This window comes from Mycoplasmoides pirum ATCC 25960, from assembly GCF_000685905.1.
Classification (GTDB): domain Bacteria; phylum Bacillota_I; class Bacilli_A; order Mycoplasmatales; family Mycoplasmoidaceae; genus Mycoplasmoides; species Mycoplasmoides pirum.
In genome coordinates this window covers 47,940-68,732 of the sequence record NZ_JMKZ01000002.1, presented here as the reverse complement: position 1 = coordinate 68,732, position 20,793 = coordinate 47,940, and the positions used below count along the sequence as shown (strand labels likewise).

Below are 20,793 nucleotides of genomic sequence, written 5' to 3'. Positions count from 1 at the left end.
GAATTTATTATGAAAAAACACATTTCTAAAAAAACAAAAATAATTAGTTTAAGTGCTTCTTTAACAATTGCAGGAATTGTTGGTATCATAGTTACAAGTTGTGGACCTAGTGCCCAAGTTGTAAATCAATTGTTTCCAGCTTCAAGCAGCATTGGATTTGGTAATTTTTCAACAAACACAACAAACGAAATTGTAACTAGATCTTTAATGGAAACATCTGGTTTTGAAGCTTTTTTAAATTCCAAATTAGCTGATGTTTTAGAATCATGATACAAAAATAACGGTAATCCTTCAGTTCGTAGTAGATATCAAAATTTTGTTGACGTAGTTGACGATGATTATAAAAAGTTAATTAAAGATTTGAAAGAATCACAAGGTAATGATTATTTAGTTGAATTGCAAAAAAATTATTTTGATCAAAATGGCGGAACAGAAGCAAGTTATAAAAAAGCTAAATTAAATGAAAAAATTTTTAATGATTTCACTAGTCAAATTTTTAATAACTTATTTTTAAATTATGTTGGTTCAGATCAAAAAGTTCAAAATCCTACTATAGATCAATTAAGAAATTCAGCAAATTGAAATAACATTAAATTTACAAATAATGTTAACGGATATGTTTCTGACAATTTGGCTGATATCAATAATGTAAATCAAACATATGCACAAATTCAAAATGAAATTTTTAGTCAATGAGTTCAGCAAGAAAATCCTAATCTTTTATCAATAGTTTCATTTAACAATGGAAAACCAAAAAATAATGGATTAGATTTAATTTTTAATAAAGATATTATTGGTACTGATAATTTAACTGAATCTTATCAATTCCAAGTTATGGAGAATAATTTAGATCAACCAGCAAACACTAACGGTTCTGCTGGTTATAAACATGTTGTTTCTGGATCAACACAAGTTACTTCTACAAATGGTAATACTACTACTACTACTAAAACAGGTTTAGATCAATTTGTTGGTTCAAATGGTGAAATTGACTTTGGCAAACAATATACTCAAGGTGAATCAACTAAGCAATTAATGACATCTAGTGATTTATTTTCATCAGATGATGCAACTATTCCTGCAGGTTTTATTCAACAATATTTGAGTCTAATCAATGATACAGATAGAGATGATGTTGGATCTACAGTGTTGTCAGGTTCTTCTTCTTCTTCTTCTCAAGATAAAGATTTTAATGTAATGAATAATTTTATTTTACAAACAACAACAACAACTACTCCTCCTAGTTCTGGATCAAACAGCGTAGCAATTGGCGTTGCGAAAGATGAAAAAAATAATTCTAATGATCCGAAAGATAGTTCATATTCTTATATAGATACATCATTTACAAATGTTAATACAACTATTAACGATACTTTTTATGAATCTTATAAACAATTAGCTAATTCAAATAACACTGGTTATGGTTTGTTTAGCGTCATCAAGCCTACTACTACTACTACTACTAACACTGATAATAGTAAATATTTCATTTTAATTAGAACATCTAAGGGTGTTAATTTAATGGGAATAGATGGTGGCTCTTATTATTTAAATCAAACATCAAGTAATAACAATGTTAATAATTCTAATTCAAAGCGTGATATAGCAAAACAAGAAACATTTTTAAAATTTAGAGCTATGCTAGCAAATGTTTTACCGTCAAGTAGTACTCTTTCATATACTTTTAATTTAAAAGATTCATTAAGTAATTGATTTAATAAAAATAAAGCTCAAATTTTATTTTCTGTTTTAAGCAATGCATTAGATAAAAAAGGTACATTTGCAACCAACACACAAACAACTGGAAAAGAAACAACAACAATTGATAATTTTTTTGATTTATCTACTAATCAACAATTTAAAACTGATTTCCAAAATTTAAAAACAAAAATTAATGACTATGTAACTAGTTATTCAACTTATCAACAAGCTCTTGCACTACAAAACAATGTTAATAGTTTAAATGACAAGTTAAATTCTTGAGCTAAAACTTATTCAGATTTTGAAGCCAATTTTACTCCAGAAAAAGTTGGAATTGCTGCAAGATTACCATATGTTAGACAAATGGATGGAAATTATTTTGGTTTAAATAAATATTTCATTAATGAAGGTAATTTTGATAATAGTTCGTCATCTGGTTCAAAAGCAACTCCAACACAAACTGATTCTTTAAAAACAATTAGAGATAATACACGTGCTAAATTGCAAGATTTTAAAGCTAAAACATCAACTTTAGTTACAGATTTAAAATTAACTGTTCAAGATAAATCAAAAACAGAATATGCACAAGTGTTATTTGTGAATTCAAATGATAGCACTTATGATTTAGCTTTAAATCAATCATTACAATCTAATATTTCAAATTCTGCGATTACAAATAATATAAAAGATGCTTATTTCCAAAACAATCAAAATTTTAAAAATATTTATAATGCTGTAGAAACTACAACTACAAATTCTTCAAATGTAGATGCTAATAATCTTGTTTATGGGATTGATAATGCAACTTTAAAATCTATTGTTGATCGATATTATTGAATGCCACAATGATATTCTTCTTCAGTTAGATATTCATTTGGTAATTTTACAGATCAAGATTCGTTAGACAAAATTGTAAGTTCTTTCAAAGATATTCAATTTGATAAAAATTGATTAACTGATAGTTCAATTAGTTATTACACATGATTATATACATTAGATTGATTATTAAGAGATAATTTGGTTAATTTTAAAAACATTTTAACACAAGCTATTCTTGAAGGAACAGATGCAGCAATTGCTTGAACAATGCATGCAGATCCAAGTAAATTTGTTAATGGTGCAAATAATTCTTCTCCTGTTGATCCAATTACTGAATTTTCAACAAATCCTAATTTTTTACAAGGTAGCAATGCTAATTGATACAATGTAATAAATTCAACCACTAATAAGAAAACACGTTCTGTACCCCCAACTGTTGATACATTTAACGATACTTCTAATCCATACTATTACACTAAAACTGAAATTTCTTCTAATGGGCAAACAGGCAGTACTACTAAAACTACAACTAACTTATATGGATTCAATGGAATTATTTTTGATGGTACACCAGGAATTGATTCAAATGTATTATCTCAATTATTTACAAATTATGGAACTACAGGAACTAATGGTTCATTAAGTTCATTTAGTTCAAAAGATAATTTATCTAAATATTTAGAAAGAATTAATACTTTGTCTGAATTAGATAAACTTGCTGCAACTCTTGAAAATCGCGCAAACATAAATTTAAGTCAATATTATCAAACAGATTTAAATGGAAATCCTGTACTTTCATTTAGTCAAAAGAAAAATTTATTAAAAGAAAAAATAGATGCATTGAATGGTTCTTCAAATTCTTATTTCACAAAATTTGCTGGATTTATTGGTAATAAAAAAGTAGAAGCACCTTTGGCAACAACAAGTGTAAATGATCGAGCAACTAAAGTTCAATCTTCTGATCCGGTAATTGAAAGTGGTAATAATCGTTTAACAAGAATTGCTGCATATGCAATGCAAATTAATTATGAAGATGTATCAAAAATTGGTGGAGAAGGTTGAGTTACTGCAAACGATTCTAATGGTACTACTAATGAAAAACGATTAGGTTTAGATTTAGATACTTTCTTATCTATTGTTGCTTTCCAAGCTTCTGATAGTTCAACACAAGGGCTAGCTATTAATAATTTGATAAATGAAAACAAAGTCAATAATGAACAAACTAAATTTACTACAGGTGACAAGCGTTTGTTTGATTCACTAGGTGTAGCTTGATTAAATCGTCCAAGAAGATAATTAAGTAAATAAATACTCAAAAAATCGTTTTTTGTTAAAATTTATTCACGAGGGCTTTTCTTGTGGATGATAAATTAAATAATATAGAAAAAAATGATTTAGATTCATCTTTGGAAAACAAAGAAGAATCTAAATTTTCTATTATTCATGTCAATGATGATGTTTTGAAAAAAGCTGAATCTGAAGATATTTTGGATGAACTAGTTGTTGAAGGTACAATCGATAATTTATTATTGACATCTGATGCAAAAGATATTCAAGAAGAAATTGTTAATGATTCTAAGTATGAAGGCTTAACTTCTGAAAAAGTTGATTTGGCTATAAAAAAATATGGATTAAACAAACTTCCTGAAAAAAAGAAAAAAAGTGTTTTTTATATTTTTTTTAAACAATTAAAAGATATTATGATTCTTTTGTTGGCAATTGCAACTTTGGCATCTTTTATTGTTTTCATAGTTGAAGGTGTTGAATTGAAATGGGATTTCAACAATAACAATCTTATAATTTCTTTAATTGAACCATTCATTATTTTAATTGTTATTTTAATGTATGTAATTCTAGGCGGCGTGCAAGAATTACAATCATTAAAAGCTATTAATTCATTAAAAAAATTATCGACTAATTATGCAACAGTTATTAGAGATAACAATATTGTCAAAATCAATGCTGAAAATTTAGTACCTGGTGATTTAATGTTATTAGAAGCAGGAGATAAAATTAATGCTGATGCTATTTTACTTGAATCATTTAATTTATCTTGTATTGAATCTATTTTAACGGGCGAATCTTTAGCAGTAAATAAAAATGCAAATGCTATTGTTTCTGATGATGCATATTTAGGCGACCAAATAAATAAAGTTTTTTCAGGTTGTATTGTAACTAATGGTCAAGCAAAATGTAAAGTTATCGCTACAGGCTCATATACTCAAATTGGTAGAATTGCAAATTTAATTGATAGTCAAAAAGTTTTTATGACACCATTGCAATTGAAATTAAATCGTTTGGGCCACATATTTGGATATTCGGGTTTGGTTTTATTTGTTGTAGTATTTTTAATTCAAATTTTTATTTTAGGAATTAATAATATTGCAACTACATGAAATATTGCTTTAGCTACATCAATATCATTAGCAGTTGCTGCTATTCCTGAAGGTTTAGGGGCTTTTACAACAATTATTTTGTCATTGGGTATCAAAAGAATGGCAAGTCAAAATGCTTTAATTAAAAAAGTTTCTTCTGTAGAAACCTTAGGTAGTACTTCAGTTATATGTACTGATAAAACAGGAACATTAACATTAAATAAAATGACTTTGACTGGTGTTTGAGATTATCAAAATAAAAAAGAATTAGATTTAGATAAATCTAATTTAAATTTAAATAATTTATTACGTGATTTTATTCTGTGTAGTAATAGTTATGTAACAACTAAAGATAACAAAGATCTTGAAGTCGGCGATCCTACTGAATTAGCAATTATTAATTATGCTAGACAACATAATTTAAATAAATTAGAACTAGATAAAAAATTTGCAAGAATTTATGCAATTCCATTTGATTCTGATCGCAAATTAATGACATCTATAAACGAAATTGATGGTAAAAAAATTGCTATTGTCAAGGGTGCTCCTGATATATTAATTAATAAATGCAAAAATGTTGATTTAAATGCTGTTAAAGAACAAATGCAATTATGAACTTCTAAAGCTTATCGTGTTCTAGGATTAGCAATAAAAGATGTTACGCATTTAGATAAAAAATACGATGAGTCTTCTTTAGAAAATGACTTAACTTTTGTTGGTTTGTTTGCAATGTATGATCCCCCACGTCCAGAAGTTAAAGAAGCTATTAAAGAATGTATTGGTGCAGGAATAAAAACTGTTATGATTACAGGAGATAATTTAGATTCTGCTAAAGCTATTGCAAAAGAAATTGGTATTCTTAAAATTGATAGTGAAGCAATATCTGGAGAAGAATTAAGTAAATTAACTGATGAAGAATTACAAACAAACGTTGTAAACTATAGTGTTTATGCACGTGCTACACCGTCAGATAAATTAAGAATTGTTAAAGCTTGACAAGCTAATGATCAAGTTGTTGCTATGACTGGTGATGGGGTAAATGATGCACCTTCATTAAAAGCGGCTGATATAGGTTGTGCTATGGGAATAACAGGAACAGATGTTTCTAAAGAAGCTTCTGACATGATTATTATGGACGACAACTTTAAAACTATTGTTTCTTCAGTTAGCAATGGTCGAAAAGTTTATCAAACAATTAAATTAGTTATTCAAAATGTTCTATTATCCAGTGTTGCTGAAGTTATGGTTATGTTTTTAGGGGTATTAATTTTTAAATATGCTTTTTCAAGTTCTTTACAAATATTTGACCAATCAACTGGAACGTGAAGTTCATCTGTAGATTTGCATATTTTTGGAGCTACCCAATTATTAGTAATTAATTTAATAACAGATGGATTTCCAGCAATTGCACTTGGTATACAAGGAACGCAAGAAAATTTAATGTTTCGTAGGCCTTACAGCAAATACGAAAGTATTTTTGCAAGAAGAATGGGCTTTAATTTATTGTGACAAGGTTGTTTGTTTGGATTGATTACAATGATAGCTTTTGCTTTAGGCACATTATATTCTAGAGACCATTGATTTGGAAACACAATGAATGGACTTGATCCAATAACAAATCAAATTATTCCAGGTAGCAATGGATTATATGCTTTAGGTTTTAATGATTTATACGCTGGTTCTGCTACTGCGTTCATAGCATTATCTATTGGAATAAGTATTCATGCCTTAAGTTTAATGTCATCTAAATCATTGTTTAAATGCAACGTTAAAGATTATTACATTGTTTATAGTGCTGTTTTAATTAGTATCTTATTTGTTATTATTTTTGCATTTGTACCCCCAATTGCATTTGCATTAAAAATTCCTACTAATTTAGTTTCACAAGGTGGGTTTTTAATTGGTATAGGTTTTGTTTTAGCTTTAGTTCCATGAATTGTTTTAGAGTTGTATAAACTAATTTATGCAGTAATTCAAAAAGAAGTTTTGACTACTTCAACTATTACAACATTTGAATTAATTCAAAAACCTAAATTAAAAACTAAGAGATATTTTAAAAATAAACAGATTTAGTAAATTTTTTAAGTATTTTAGAAAATAAATGATAAAAATATAAGTTGTTAAATTTTTAAATTTAAGTATATATTTATATGAATTCAACTAAATCAAATAATTTATCATCTAATGAAATATCAATTGATAGCAAACAAACTTTAAACCCAAAAGTAAAAAAAATTTTACATAAAGATTTATTTGAAAATAAAAATGTTTTTAAATTACTTTTAAGGTTTGTTTTACCTGCATTACTTGTAACTTTTTTTCAAGCAATGTATATTTTTTCTGATCAAATTATGATGGTTAAGTTTATTCCTTTTTCTAGTAACTTAAATCCGAATGGATTAACATTAGAAAAATTATTTCCTGAAGATATATTAGTACCATATTTGCAACAAGCTAAAGATAATGCAATTACTCCAACTGACTTGGTTCGTTCAGCAATATCAATAAGCGCACCAATTACTTTAATTTTGACTGCAACAACACTATTAGTTAGTATGGGTGTAGCAGTTTCTTTTGCAAAATCTCTAGCAAAACAAAATGCTCAAGAAATCGAAGAAGTTTGATCAACAGGATTTATTGCAAATGCTATTTTAGGGTTATTTGTTTCTTTTTTTATTTTAGGCATTTCACCTTTATGATTATCATCAAGTGCAAAAGGAACTTTTGCATCGAGTCATGATAATCCAATAATTGAGAAATTTAATTTATATGCCCAAAATGTTCAAGTGGATTTGGCACAAGGATACGTTTACATTCTTTGTGGATTCAATATTTTTCAGATTATGAGTCAAATGTATTATTTTTTGGCTCAAAGTGAAGGACGACAATTATTTATTTCAATTGTTCCAACATTTTGTAATGTTTTAAATATTATTTTAGATTATATCTTAATTGTTTTTGCATCATTAGCATTGATGGGTTCTGCATTGGCTACAGCTATTGGATGAATGGTTAATTTTATAGCTTATGTTGAATATAATTTAATTTTGACGAAAAAAAATCAAACCAATTTAATTTTAAAGAATTTAAGATTCAAATTATATAAATGAAAATTGTTTAATATTATCATTTTAATTGGAGTTGCTTCTTTTTTAAGAAATGCAAGTGCTAGTTTTTCTAATTCAATGTTTCAAACTTATTTAGTCAACATGACAAATAGTAGTGGTTATGCTATAACACACGATACTTCACCTAATATTTTTCAATCATATTTTGGAAGTGTTACACCAATAAGCAATTTAGCTATCCAATCTGTATGAGGTTTGATCCAAGGCGGAAGAACTGTTGCTTCTTACAAATATGGAAAAGAAGATTACAATGCAATTAAAAAAATTTACTGGTATGTTCTTTTAATTGCAATTGTATATGGTGTTATTATTTATTCCTTGTTTGCTTTTGCTTTAAGTGATGTTTTTTTAATAAATTTATTTGATGTTCAAACAAATAATTTAGAGTACACAACATATTTATTGAGAATTACAATGTTGCAAGCTGTTTTTTTAGCTTTAGGTACAACAGGACAACTTTATTTTCAATCAACTCAAAGAATTTCTTTTTCTTGATTTGTTGCTATATTACAAAATATAATTTTATTTATTCCACTTTTATTTATTTTTCAAAGTGCAAGTAATGCTATTGCGACAAATAACCCTACTTTAGCATCTTCTGAAACTGCAATGAATTGTTTTATTTGATTGCTCCCAACATGTACAATTTTAGCTAGTAGCATTAATATTGTTGTTAGTTTAATTCATATGTATACAAGAATGGGCAAATATGAAAATGAAATTAAACAAAATTTAAGAAAACCTTCTAAATTAATGCAACGTTAGTTTTTAATTTATATTTAAATTTTATTTAACAATTAAAGATAATGTTTATATAATTGTTAATACAAATTAATAATTAATAAGTATTTTAAATGTCAAATCAACAAGAAATTAATAATAAAAACAATAAAACTAAGAAAATTCGTCTTTGAATTAGTATTACCATTCTAGTAGTAATTATTGCAATTTCCATAGCTGCAATTATAGCTACTAGCATTCCAAAATAAATTTTGTTTGATACAAATGAATGATATATTATGAAAAAAAATTATGAAATTGTTAGTCAACAAACTTCATTAAGTGATTGATATACTAGTGTTGTTGAAAAAGCAGAATTAATTCACTATAGTTCAATTAAAGGTTTTATGAGTTTTCTTCCTCGAGGTTGAGGAATATGAGAACAAATTCAAAAACAACTTAATTTATTCTTTAAAGAATTAAATATTGTTAATGTAGCGTTACCAAGTTTATTTCCTTATAGTGATTTATTATTAGAAGCAAATCATGTTGAAGGATTTAAACCAGAACTATTTTTAATTCAATCTAAAGGTTATGAAAATTTACAAGAACCTTATGTTTTACGCCCAACTTCTGAAGTAGCATTTTGTAAATTGTGAAGTGAAATTTTACAAAATTATAATCAATTACCTTTGTTATATAATCAATGATGTAGTGTTTTTAGAGTTGAAAAAAACACTAGACCATTTTTGCGAAATAGCGAGTTTTATTGACAAGAAATGCATGGTGCATTTATAGATGAAAAATCTTGTAAATTAATGGTTGATAAAGTTCATAATGTGTATAAAAAATTAATTAATGAAATTTTGATGATACCAACATTAAATGGTCTTAAAAGTCCTAATGAAAGATTTGCGGGTGCAATAACAACACATACATTAGAAACTATTATGCCAGATGGTCAGGCATTGCAATCTGCAACTACTCACAATCTAGGTCAAAATTTTTCAAAAGCTTTTAATATTAAATTTCAAAATTCAAATAATACTTATGATTTAGTTCACACTATGTCAGCGGGATTATCAACAAGAATTATTGGTGCTTTAATTATGAGTCATGGAGATGATAATGGATTAGTTTTACCATTTAAAGTTGCTCCAGTTCAAATTGTTATTTTAACTTTGATGGCAAATAAAAATCCTCAAATTATAGAAAAAGCTAATGAAATATTAAATTCTCTAAAAGATTGTTATAGAGTTCAAATCGATTCTTCAAATAATTCTATTGGTTTTAAAATTAATCAACAAGAAATATATGGAACACCAGTGGTAATAATATTAGGACCAAATGATTTAAAAAATAATGAAGTTGTAATCAAATGAAGAAATAATGTAAAAAAAATTTCATTAAAAATAAATGAAGTAAAATCACATATTGACGAAAATATAAGTTCTTATGATCAAAACTTATATGATAAAGTTTTAATTCGTTATGAAAATCAAATTACTAAAGTTTATGATTTTGAATCTTTTAAAAAAGAATTAAATAATCAAAAAGTTTTATTGGCTCCTTGAAATGGTTCTGATAATGATGAACAAGAAATCAAAAAAATGACAGGTGCAACAATTCGTTGCATTGTAGATTTGCCTATAAATAATGAAATTTGTGTCTTTACAAAACAGCCCGCAAAATCATGAGTATATTTTGCTAGAGCATATTAACAACTAATTTATTAATTAAAATTAATAGCAAAATATTATAATTTTTAAAGTAATTTATTCTTTTAATTTTATCTATTTAAATAAAACATTGATGAGGATTTTATTATGATTGCAACAAAATCTAAAAAAAGTAATTCTATGCAAATTGTTAAAATTTTTGCATACCAAGTTTTTGATTCACGTGGTTTTCCAACTGTTGCTTGTGATGTTACATTAGCTAGTGGAGCAACAGGCAAAGCAATGGTGCCTTCAGGTGCTTCAACAGGTGAAAAAGAAGCATTAGAATTGCGCGATGGAGATAAAACAAAGTATTTTGGTAAAGGTGTAAATAAAGCTATAAATAATGTTAATAAATTAATAGCTCCAAAATTAGTTAAAAAATTCAATGCTGACCAACAAACATTGATTGATAAAGCGATGTTAGAAATTGATAAAACACAAAACAAATCTAAATTAGGTGCAAATGCAATTTTGGCTGTTTCATTAGCGACTGCAAAAGCTGCTGCGAATCAATTAAAAATGCCTTTATATTTATACATAGCTAAAAAAGTTGCTAAAGTACCTACTAATAAATTTGTATTACCTGTTCCAATGTTGAATGTTATTAATGGTGGCGCACATGCTGATAATACAATTGACTTTCAAGAATTTATGTTTATGCCTTTAGGAGCTAAAACATTACAAGAATCTTTGAAAATTGCAAGCGAATGTTTCCACAGTTTACAATCAATTTTAAAATCAAAAAAATTTAACACTAACAAAGGTGATGAAGGTGGTTTTGCACCTAATCTTAAATCAGCTGAAGATGCATTAAATTTAATGGTTGAAGCTGTAACAAAAGCTGGTTACAAACCGGGTTCAGATGTAAGTTTTGCTTTAGATGTAGCAGCTAGTGAATTTTATGATCTAGAATCTAAAAAATATATTTTCAAAAAAGCATTAAAAGCAGGTGTTTTGAGTCAACAAAAAGCTACTTTGTCAACAAGAGAAATGATTAATTATTTAAAAGATCTTGTTAAAAAATATCCTATTGTATCAATTGAAGATGGTTTAAGTGAACATGATTGAGAAGGTATGGCTTTATTAACAAAAGAAATTGGTAAATCTGTTCAAATAGTAGGTGACGACACTTATTGTACTAATCCTACATTAACTCAAGATGGTATTAAAAATAAAACAACAAATGCAATTTTGATTAAGTTAAATCAAATTGGTTCATTAACTGAAACTATTCAAACTATTAAATTAGCTCAAAAAGCAAATTGAGCAGCAGTTGTTTCTCACCGATCTGGAGAAACAGAAGACACAACTATTGCTGATTTAGCTGTTGGAATGCAAACTGGTCAAATTAAAACTGGTTCAATGTCTCGTTCTGAAAGAATTGCAAAATATAATAGATTAATTGAGATTGAAATTGAATTAAACAAGTTTGCAAAATATGAAGGATGAAACACTTTCAAAAATATTAAACCTGTTTATAAGAAAAAATAATCACTAATTATTTTTTAAAAATAAATATTTGTTTTTAAATTACAAATTTGTAGTTGTTATTTAACTATGAATTTGTTTTTTATTTACAAAATTGGACAATTATGATATTATTTTAAAAATTTTGTTTTGATTTTTTAAAATAAAATTGTTGCTTGCAAGTTTAACTTAAATATTAATAAATTTTTAAATAGCTAATTAAAAAATACTAAATTTCTTAAATTACTTAAATCTTATGAATAAAAATATAAAAAAATCTATTTTTGCTTTTTTGATTTCCGCTTTTCTTTTATTAAATTTGTTGTTAGTTCCTTTACTATCAAAAAGGCTTTGAAATTCTAATTTGAATTCTTTTGATCAAAATATTGTCAAAAATGAAAAATCTCAAATTATTAATAACAAACTCATAAATATAGAAACAAATATTTCAAACCACCCTGATGCTAGAGGTGGTACATTGTTTTTATTAAAAAAACTTGAAAATGCCACTAAATTAGATATTACTAATTTTGATAAATTATTAAACGTTTCGGTTTCTAATGATACAAATGCTTTTGATTTTAAATTAAACAATGAATCTATAATTTTATATGGTGTAAAAAATGGTTCAGGAAATTTAATAATTAAAGCTAGCAACGCTAATGAGTTAAAAATTCCAATAAGTGTAGCAAAAGTTATACCATCAAATATTTTAGGTGTATCAAGAGGTATTATTGCTACAACATCAGGTGTATATAACTACAAAAAAGAAAAATTAGGAAATTCAGATTTTAATTTTTTAACAAAAGATGATTTGTATGCAATATCAGATTATTTTGTTGTAACAAAGTATGGCATATATGCTTATGATAATACGCCAATTGCAAAAGATTATTGATTAAAATTGACTAAAGATGATTTCATTATGGCTAATGGAACAATTTTAGTTCTAAAAGAAGGAATATATAGTGTATCTGGCAAAAAGGTTGATTCAAACTATATTGGAAACGAAATTTCCAAAGAGAATATTTTAGCTGCTTCTGAATGTTTTTTAGTCTTTAAAAAATGCATTATCATCTATACAAGTAGTGATAGATTTCAAGTTTACCCCTTAACTAAAGAATTAACTAATAATGATATTTTAGGAATATCAGATTATATTTTGGCAACAACTAATAATATTTATACTTATACATTAGGACAAACAGTTTTTGATTTAAGTGTTTGAAATAAAAGTGAATATATTGATATTTCAGCTAATTATATTGTAACAACTAAAGGTGTTTATTTTTCTGATGGAAAAAAATTAAAGATATCTAAAAATGCCAATAGTGATATTAATGATGAATATATCAATAATCTTTCAAAAAAAGATGTTTTAATGATTCAAGATACTTATCTTGTAACTTTAAAAGGTGTGATAAATATTGATGGAGAAATTTATTTAACTAATATGAATTTCACACAAGAGAATATCATTTCAGGATCAAACAATTTTTTAGTTACAACTAAAGGCACCTTTAATGATTATAGACAATTTGTAAAAGTTTGATCTCCATCTTCACAAAATGATACATGAACTTCTGATAATGTTTATTGTGTTACAGAAAGAGTTTTGTTAACTAAATATGCTGTATACTTAAGTTATGGTGGTATACAATCAGGTAGTCCCACATACCGAATTCAAAAATTTGATTCGCCATTAGAAAAAATCAATTTTTATCAAGCATCAAATTGAAATGTTCTATTGACAGAAGGAGTTCATTCTGTAGAAAATTTTTTTCCTATAGATAATTCAATTATCAAACCGAATGAATTTATCATGAAAACTCATGCAGATTCTATTTACAATCCAAATGTTACATATCCTGAATATTATTCATATAAATTTTATACAATCATGAAAAAAATCCATAATTCTAATTTTTATGCCACTACAAAAGGAATATTTAGTGGTTATGATAATGGAGAACTTGAAATTGATTTTAAAAATCCTAATAAACTTGATATTCAAGGGAAAGTATTACCTAAAAATCATTTATCAAACATTGCTTTAATAAGTATTGTTGTTGGAGTTGCAACTGCTACAATTTTAATTTTAGGTTTAGGAATTGGTATACCAGTTAACAAGAATCGTAAATTAAACAAATTGACTATTAAAAAAATGGATACTCTTACTTTTGCTATTGGCGCAGTATTTAAAAAATTAATAAGCGATTCTAAAAAGAATAGACCTGCAATGATAGTTCAAAAGAAGAAACCTGTAAAAATTAATGATTCTATTAAAAAACCTTTAATTCATAGTGCGAACAACAAAAATTTAAATTCGTTAAATAAACAAAAATCTTTAAATTCAACACTTAAAAAACCTATTTCTTATAAATCTCCTATAAAAAATCAAAATGGTAAATTAGTTGAACTTAAATAAATTTTAGTTCGAAGTAAATTTAAATATTAAAATTTGAATATTAATTTTTATTAAAAGATTGTATTCAAAATAAATATGAATTTTCAAATTTACATTCAATCAACATTAAATGAAATGGGGATTAAAAAATTAACTCCCATACAAGAAAAAGTTATTCCGCTTTTATTAAAAAATAAAAATGTTATTGCTATTTCGCAAACTGGAACAGGAAAAACATTAGCTTACTTGTTGCCCATTCTTGAAAAAATTAATTTAAATATAAATGAAATTCAAGCTATTATAATTAGCCCAACTAGAGAATTGGCAACACAAATCAAAAACGTTCTTTCCAATTTTTCAAAATATGATTCTCGACTAAAAACACATCTTTTGGCTGGGGGATACAATTCAAATGATACAAAAAATAAAATTGAAAAAAACACAGGTCAAATTTTAGTTGCCACCCCTCACAAATTACTTGATTTGTTAAAAAAAGGGTTAAATTTATATAAATTTTTAAAATACATTGTTTATGATGAAGCGGACATGTTTATTGATAATTCATTTTTAAACGAATATATTCAATTAAGAAAACGGTTACAAAATTATCATGCTACTGAAATTGTATTAAGTGCTACATTACATCAAGATGTGATATCAAAGTTTAAAAAAATAATAGATAATCCGAACATTATTAATGTCACAAAATCTATATGAGTAAATGAAAAAGTAAAACATTTTTTGGTTACAAGCAAAAGCAATAATAAATTTGATAACCTCGAAGTTATTATTAATCAAATTAAACCTTATTTATGTTTAATATTTGTGAATAATTATAAAGATATTGAATTTATTCAACAATGATTTACAAACCATGGTATCCAAACTATTGCTTTACATGGTAAATTGTTGCCTTCAGAAAGAAAGCAAGCATTTAAAAAAATTAATAGTTTAAAAGCAACATATGTAATTACAACTGATTTAGCATCACGCGGTATTGATATTGATGGTGTTTCACATGTAATTTCTTGAAATTTACCTCAAGATGATATTTGATATATTCATAGATCTGGAAGAACTAGTCGTTCAAAATATTTAGGTGAATCATATGTTATGTATGATTTTAAAGATGAATTTCAATTGAAACGCTTATCAAAAAAAGGGATTATTTGAATTCCATTAAAAATCAATAAACAAAACGAACTAGTTCGTCATACTATTGCTTATAAAAGCACTCAAAATAAAAATCATCATAATGAACAATATTCAAAATTAATTAAAAAGATCCATAATCAATCAAAAAATAAAAAAGTTCAACCCAATCATAAAAAGAAAGTAAAAATAAAAGTTCACAAAATTAAACAAAAAATAAAACGTGCTGTAATAGATAAAAAAGTTAAAGAAAATTTAATAAAAAAGTATAAAAAGGTAAAAAATTTAAGTGAACAAAAATAGATAAATTTTTTCAATGTTTTGATTACATATGCTTTTTTAATTTTTTTTAAAATTTAAATATTATAATTATTAAACAATATATATAAATTGATTATGATTTATTTTCATAATTTTTTGTGTAAAAAATATTTGATTTTTTGTTTTAGTATTAAGGGATAGATACAAACTTTAGTATATGAAATTTAATAATAACAAATCTAAAAAAAATAATGATGCTGGAATATCTGAAAAAAATAATTTAGATTCGTCATCAAGTTATCAGAATTATCTTAAGAATAAAATAAAGTTTGAATCTTCTAATATTTCAGGTAAAAATTCAACTTTAAAAAAATTAAAATTGAATACTCCAATATTTGATACATCTAATCCAATAAATTACACAAAAGAAATTACACAAAATAATTATCAAAAGCATTTTCAAAAATTATCAAATAATTCAATTGTTCCTGATGTTCCAATTAATTTACCAGCTTCTACTAAATTTATACAATTTTCTACTTCTGAGATAGATGATAATATGAACACAAATAACAAAAAACAAAATAGTTTTAATTCAAATGATTTAAATAGCAATTTTAAAAATAACAATATTGCACAACAAAATTTATCATTTCAACAACAATTACAACAACAAATGCAATTTGCTAATCAATTGCAATTAATGCAATATCGTGCATTTTTGATGAATCAACAAAATCAATTTTGACAACAACAAATGCTAGCCCAATCTAGTAATCCTATGTTTGCATATTCTCAAATGATGCAACAAAATGCTAATCAAAATTCATTAATAACTCTAGAACAAAAACAACAAGGAGATTCTCTTGTCAATTTGGTTAGTCAAGTTAGTAAGTTGATGAATAGTTTTCAAAATCAAATGGCAATGCAAAATGATATTTTAAGTCGCCAACAAAAGCAAGTTATTCAACAACAAGAAATTATTAACAAATTGCATGATCGTTTGTTAAAAGATGATTATATAGCTTTAGATAATAAAAAAAATAGGGGTAATTTAAGTGATGCAGATGAAGAATATTTAGAACCATCTGACACTTTAAATATTTCAGAAAATGATTTTAATCTTGTAGAAAACCCTATAACTTCAAATTTACCAAATTTAAATAATTTACAAAATTCAATTGTGCCAGCATTTGATAATTCTGTAAATAAAAATTTAAATGAATATTCTAATTTAACAAATGAAAATTTACTTACAAACCAAATTAATAGTTCTAATTTAAATTTTTCAAATTTATTTTCCCAACAAGAAAGAAATCAAAATTCATCAATAGCAAATGAAATTATTGCTGGAGAAAATCTTAGAAAAAATAAAATAAATGAAATAAAAAATGATTTAGAAGAAGTAGATGAATTTTTAGAATTAGCTAAATCTAATCCGGCTCAACGTTTTTGAGAAGCACTTGTAGGTAAACCTAAGTATGGTTTTTACAATAATAAAGTTTGACATTGATTAGGATATTTTGATCGTTTAGCGAAATGACATCCTTATTCAAGTGCAAGTGAAATGCCAACTTTGCCTATTATTCACACAGGTTTAATTAAACAAAATTCTACTGATAGCACTTTTTGAAAAAGATTAATCGATAATCCTGAATATGGACATCGTGAAGAAGGTATTTGAATTTGAGATGGAGTATTTGATCAAAATTGTAATTGAATTCCTGATCCAACTTCAGATAAGTATGTTATTAATAATTATTCAAGATTAATTGTTAAATCTGAATCATTACCTAATTCGCAATTGCCTGTTAAAAAAATTGACTCATCTAAAGTTGAAAACATTTTAGATTCTTATAACCCATTGGATTTTGTTGGAAATGAATTTTATGGTTATTATGATGATAATAAAAAATGAGTTTGAACTGCAGAACCAGGTAGTTTAGAAAAACAAAATATTACTAAATCTAATGTAGCGCCAACAATTGCAATTAAAGATAATTTAAATGCTTCTTTGAATGATGTTGCTACAAACAATAATTTTTCTAAAGAACCTGAATTATTAATTGAATTACCTAAAAATATTGAAAATAAAAATAAAGAACAATTAAATCAAGAAGAAGTTTCTAATATCAAAGAAACTACAATACAATCTCAAACAAAAGAAATTGTTAATCCTGTCAAAACAGTCGAAAAACAACAAGTTGTTGTTAACCAAATCCCAACACCAACTCAAATAATTGAAAATACAAAACCTTCTGAAGAACCTAAAATTTTATTAGAAGATAATTTAGTTGTAGATGAACAAATAGAAAATATTCAATCTGAACCTTTGACTGAAACTTTAGATATACAAGTTGAAGAAAATGATCAAATTGAAATAGAAGAACCACAAATTGAATCTATTACTAATGATATTAAAGAAGAAGTTAGTGAACAACCAGAAAAACAAAATGAAGATTCTATAATTTCTGAAAACAATAATGATGAAAGTGTTACTAAAAAATCAATAGATGAATCTATTGATCGAGATGAAACAAAAAATGATGAATCATCAGCAACTATTGAAAATTTAGAAGAAGATTCTAAAAAAAAAGAACCAAACGCATCAATTGATTTGGAAAATGAAAAAAATAGCCAAGCAAATAATCAAGAAAAAACAGAAAAAACAATTTTAGAAGAAGAAATTTTTTCTCAAGAGTTAGAAAATAATATTTCATTTGATGAAGCTCCAAAAGTTGAAGAATCTATTAATAAAGAACCTACAACTCAAATAAAGATTGAGGAAACACAAGTAGTTCAACAAAAAACTGAAACAAAAAAACCTGAATTTTGAGAACAATTTGTTGGAAATCTTGATTATGGTTATTATGATGGTTCTGGTTCTTGATGTTGATCTGGTTATTTTGATGACGAAGATAATTGAGTTCCTACTCCTAATTTTGAGCAAGCTCCTGAATCAGTTATTTATGCAGATTCAGAAGGTAATATTGATTTCAATAAATATGTAGGTAATTTAAATTTTGGTTATTATGATGCAGACAAAAACTGAGATTGATATGCTGGGGATTATGATGAAAACGGCAATTGAATTGTTGACGAATCAGATCCTGATTCTAATAAATCTGATAGCGTTGATCTTAGTTTTGGCAATAAGGAAGCTGATGAATTTGATGCTGATGCTTGATTATCACAATTTTCTTCTGAAGATGCAGATAGAATATTTGGTGATGATAACTCCACAGAAGAAAAAAAAGATATATAAATTTAACTTTTACTAAAAAAAATACTCATATTTGAGTATTTTTTTTAATTAAAATTTGTATAAAAAGTTTTTTTATTGTAATATCAAAATATAAAGTGTTTGATTTAAAAAGGTTATTAATCTTTATGGATTCTAATTCACTACAAATTGATCATAATAAATATGCATTTGAAATGATTAATATTCATAAATCGTTTAATAATGGAAGAATCAAAGCTAACATCGGAATTAATTTGTTGGTTGAAAAAAATTCTATTCATGCAATAATTGGGGAAAATGGTGCAGGAAAATCAACATTAATGTCAATTTTGTTTGGATTGTATGAACAAGATGAAGGTGATATATACATAGGGGGACAGAAAGTTAAATTTAGTTCTTCTAAAGATGCTGCTAAATATAACATTGGTATGGTTCACCAACATTTCAAATTGATTGATAATTATTCAATTATAGATAATGTTATTTTAGGTTCAGAAGATAAAAATGAATTTGGTTTCTTAACTAGAACTAAAGCGAAAAAAAAATTGAATGAATTAATTTCTAAATATGGATTTAATTTAAATTTGAATCAAAAAGTTTCAACTTTAACTGTTGGGCAACAGCAAAAAGTTGAAATTTTAAAAGTGTTATATCGTGATTCAAATATTTTGATATTTGATGAACCGACAGCAGTTTTATCTGATGATGAAATTAAATCTTTTTTGAATATTTTAAAAATTTTTAAAGAGAGCGGAAAAACTATTGTTCTAATTAGCCATAAATTGCATGAAATAAAAGAAATTGCAGATAAAGCAACAGTTATTAGAAAAGGAGAATATGTTGATACAATAGACGTTAAAAACACTTCTATTGAGTTAATGGCTGAACTAATGGTTGGAAGAAAAATTGTTGAAACTAAAAATAACGGTTTAGTTTCATCAGATGTAAAAATTTTAGAAGTTAAAGATTTAGATTTAAATTATGTTCCACCATTTGAATTTTTTTTCAATTCATTAGAACAAAAAATTCATAAATTCTTATTTAAATTAAAAAATTTTTTTACAAATAAAAAAATGAACATAGAAGAAGAAAAAAATGTTCATAACACAGTAAGTAAAAATAGTTTTTTTGTAAGGTCTGGAGAAATTTTTGCAATTGCTGGTGTAGAAGGAAATGGTCAAACTGAAATAGCTGAATATATTTCGGGTTTAAAAATATCTAAGCCAGGCAACATTCTTTTTTTAGGAAAAGACATTTCAAAATTATCTATTAATAAACGAATTGATATGGGTATAAGTCATGTTCCTGAAGATCGTCATAAACATGGTTTAACATTAGATCAATCTTGTAGAAGAAATGCTGTTAATAATTTAATTTCTAAAAAACCATTTAGTCAATTAGGAATTATTGTTGAATTTGAAATTAGTCAATATGCAGATCAAATTATTGAAAAATTTGATGTTCGCGGAACTGCAAATGGTTCAGCGAAAGCAAGATCTTTATCTGGAGGAAATCAGCAAAAATTAATTGTCGGAAGAGAAATGACTAAAGACCATAAATTATTATTAATGGTTCAACCAATTAGAGGTTTAGATGTTGGGGCAATTGAATATATTCATAAGTGTGCTTTAGAAGAAAAAAATAAGGGCAATGCTGTTATTTTAATATCATATGAATTAGATGAAATTTTATCATTAGCTGACACAATTGCTGTAATGAGTCGTAATAATATAGTTGGCATTGGATCACGAGCAGAAATGACACGCCAAAAAATTGGTGAATTGATTGCTAAATAGGA

Annotated in this window: 10 protein-coding genes; all 10 read left to right on the top strand. The window is 25.7% G+C overall.

Translation table 4 applies throughout. The features are described from left to right. Positions 1-9: 9 nt before the first annotated feature. Positions 10-3,816: a DUF3713 domain-containing protein gene (locus T397_RS0102925; RefSeq protein WP_027124142.1), complete on the top strand. Its 3,807-nt coding sequence runs from the start codon at positions 10-12 to the stop codon at positions 3,814-3,816. A gap of 62 nt (positions 3,817-3,878) precedes the next feature. Then, complete coding sequence (locus tag T397_RS0102920; protein WP_052663109.1) at positions 3,879-6,968, top strand: cation-translocating P-type ATPase; 3,090 nt, start codon at positions 3,879-3,881, stop codon at positions 6,966-6,968. Positions 6,969-7,045: 77 nt separating this feature from the next. Further along, positions 7,046-8,788, top strand: a complete 1,743-nt coding sequence (locus tag T397_RS04050; protein ID WP_052663108.1) for an MATE family efflux transporter — start codon at positions 7,046-7,048, stop codon at positions 8,786-8,788. An 89-nt stretch (positions 8,789-8,877) separates the two neighbouring features. Next, entirely contained in the window at positions 8,878-9,012 is a 135-nt protein-coding gene (locus T397_RS04485) for a hypothetical protein (RefSeq protein ID WP_265736610.1), read from the top strand. Positions 9,013-9,042: 30 nt separating this feature from the next. Next, a complete protein-coding gene (proS, locus tag T397_RS0102905) occupies positions 9,043-10,464 on the top strand; it encodes a proline--tRNA ligase (RefSeq protein WP_036448913.1) in 1,422 nt (473 codons plus the stop codon). 138 nt (positions 10,465-10,602) lie between these two features. Next, positions 10,603-11,955: a phosphopyruvate hydratase gene (eno, locus tag T397_RS0102900; protein ID WP_162150126.1), complete on the top strand. Its 1,353-nt coding sequence runs from the start codon at positions 10,603-10,605 to the stop codon at positions 11,953-11,955. 232 nt (positions 11,956-12,187) lie between these two features. Next, positions 12,188-14,359 carry a hypothetical protein gene (locus T397_RS04045; protein ID WP_036448911.1) on the top strand — a complete coding sequence of 724 codons (2,172 nt, stop codon included), beginning with the start codon at positions 12,188-12,190 and terminating at the stop codon, positions 14,357-14,359. 75 nt (positions 14,360-14,434) lie between these two features. Next, complete coding sequence (locus tag T397_RS0102890) at positions 14,435-15,793, top strand: DEAD/DEAH box helicase (RefSeq protein WP_027124138.1); 1,359 nt, start codon at positions 14,435-14,437, stop codon at positions 15,791-15,793. A gap of 175 nt (positions 15,794-15,968) precedes the next feature. Next, positions 15,969-19,016, top strand: coding sequence for an EAGR box-containing protein (locus tag T397_RS0102885; protein ID WP_027124137.1), 3,048 nt, complete (start codon positions 15,969-15,971; stop codon positions 19,014-19,016). Positions 19,017-19,141: 125 nt separating this feature from the next. Next, entirely contained in the window at positions 19,142-20,791 is a 1,650-nt protein-coding gene (locus T397_RS0102880; protein ID WP_052663107.1) for an ABC transporter ATP-binding protein, read from the top strand. Positions 20,792-20,793: the final 2 nt, after the last annotated feature.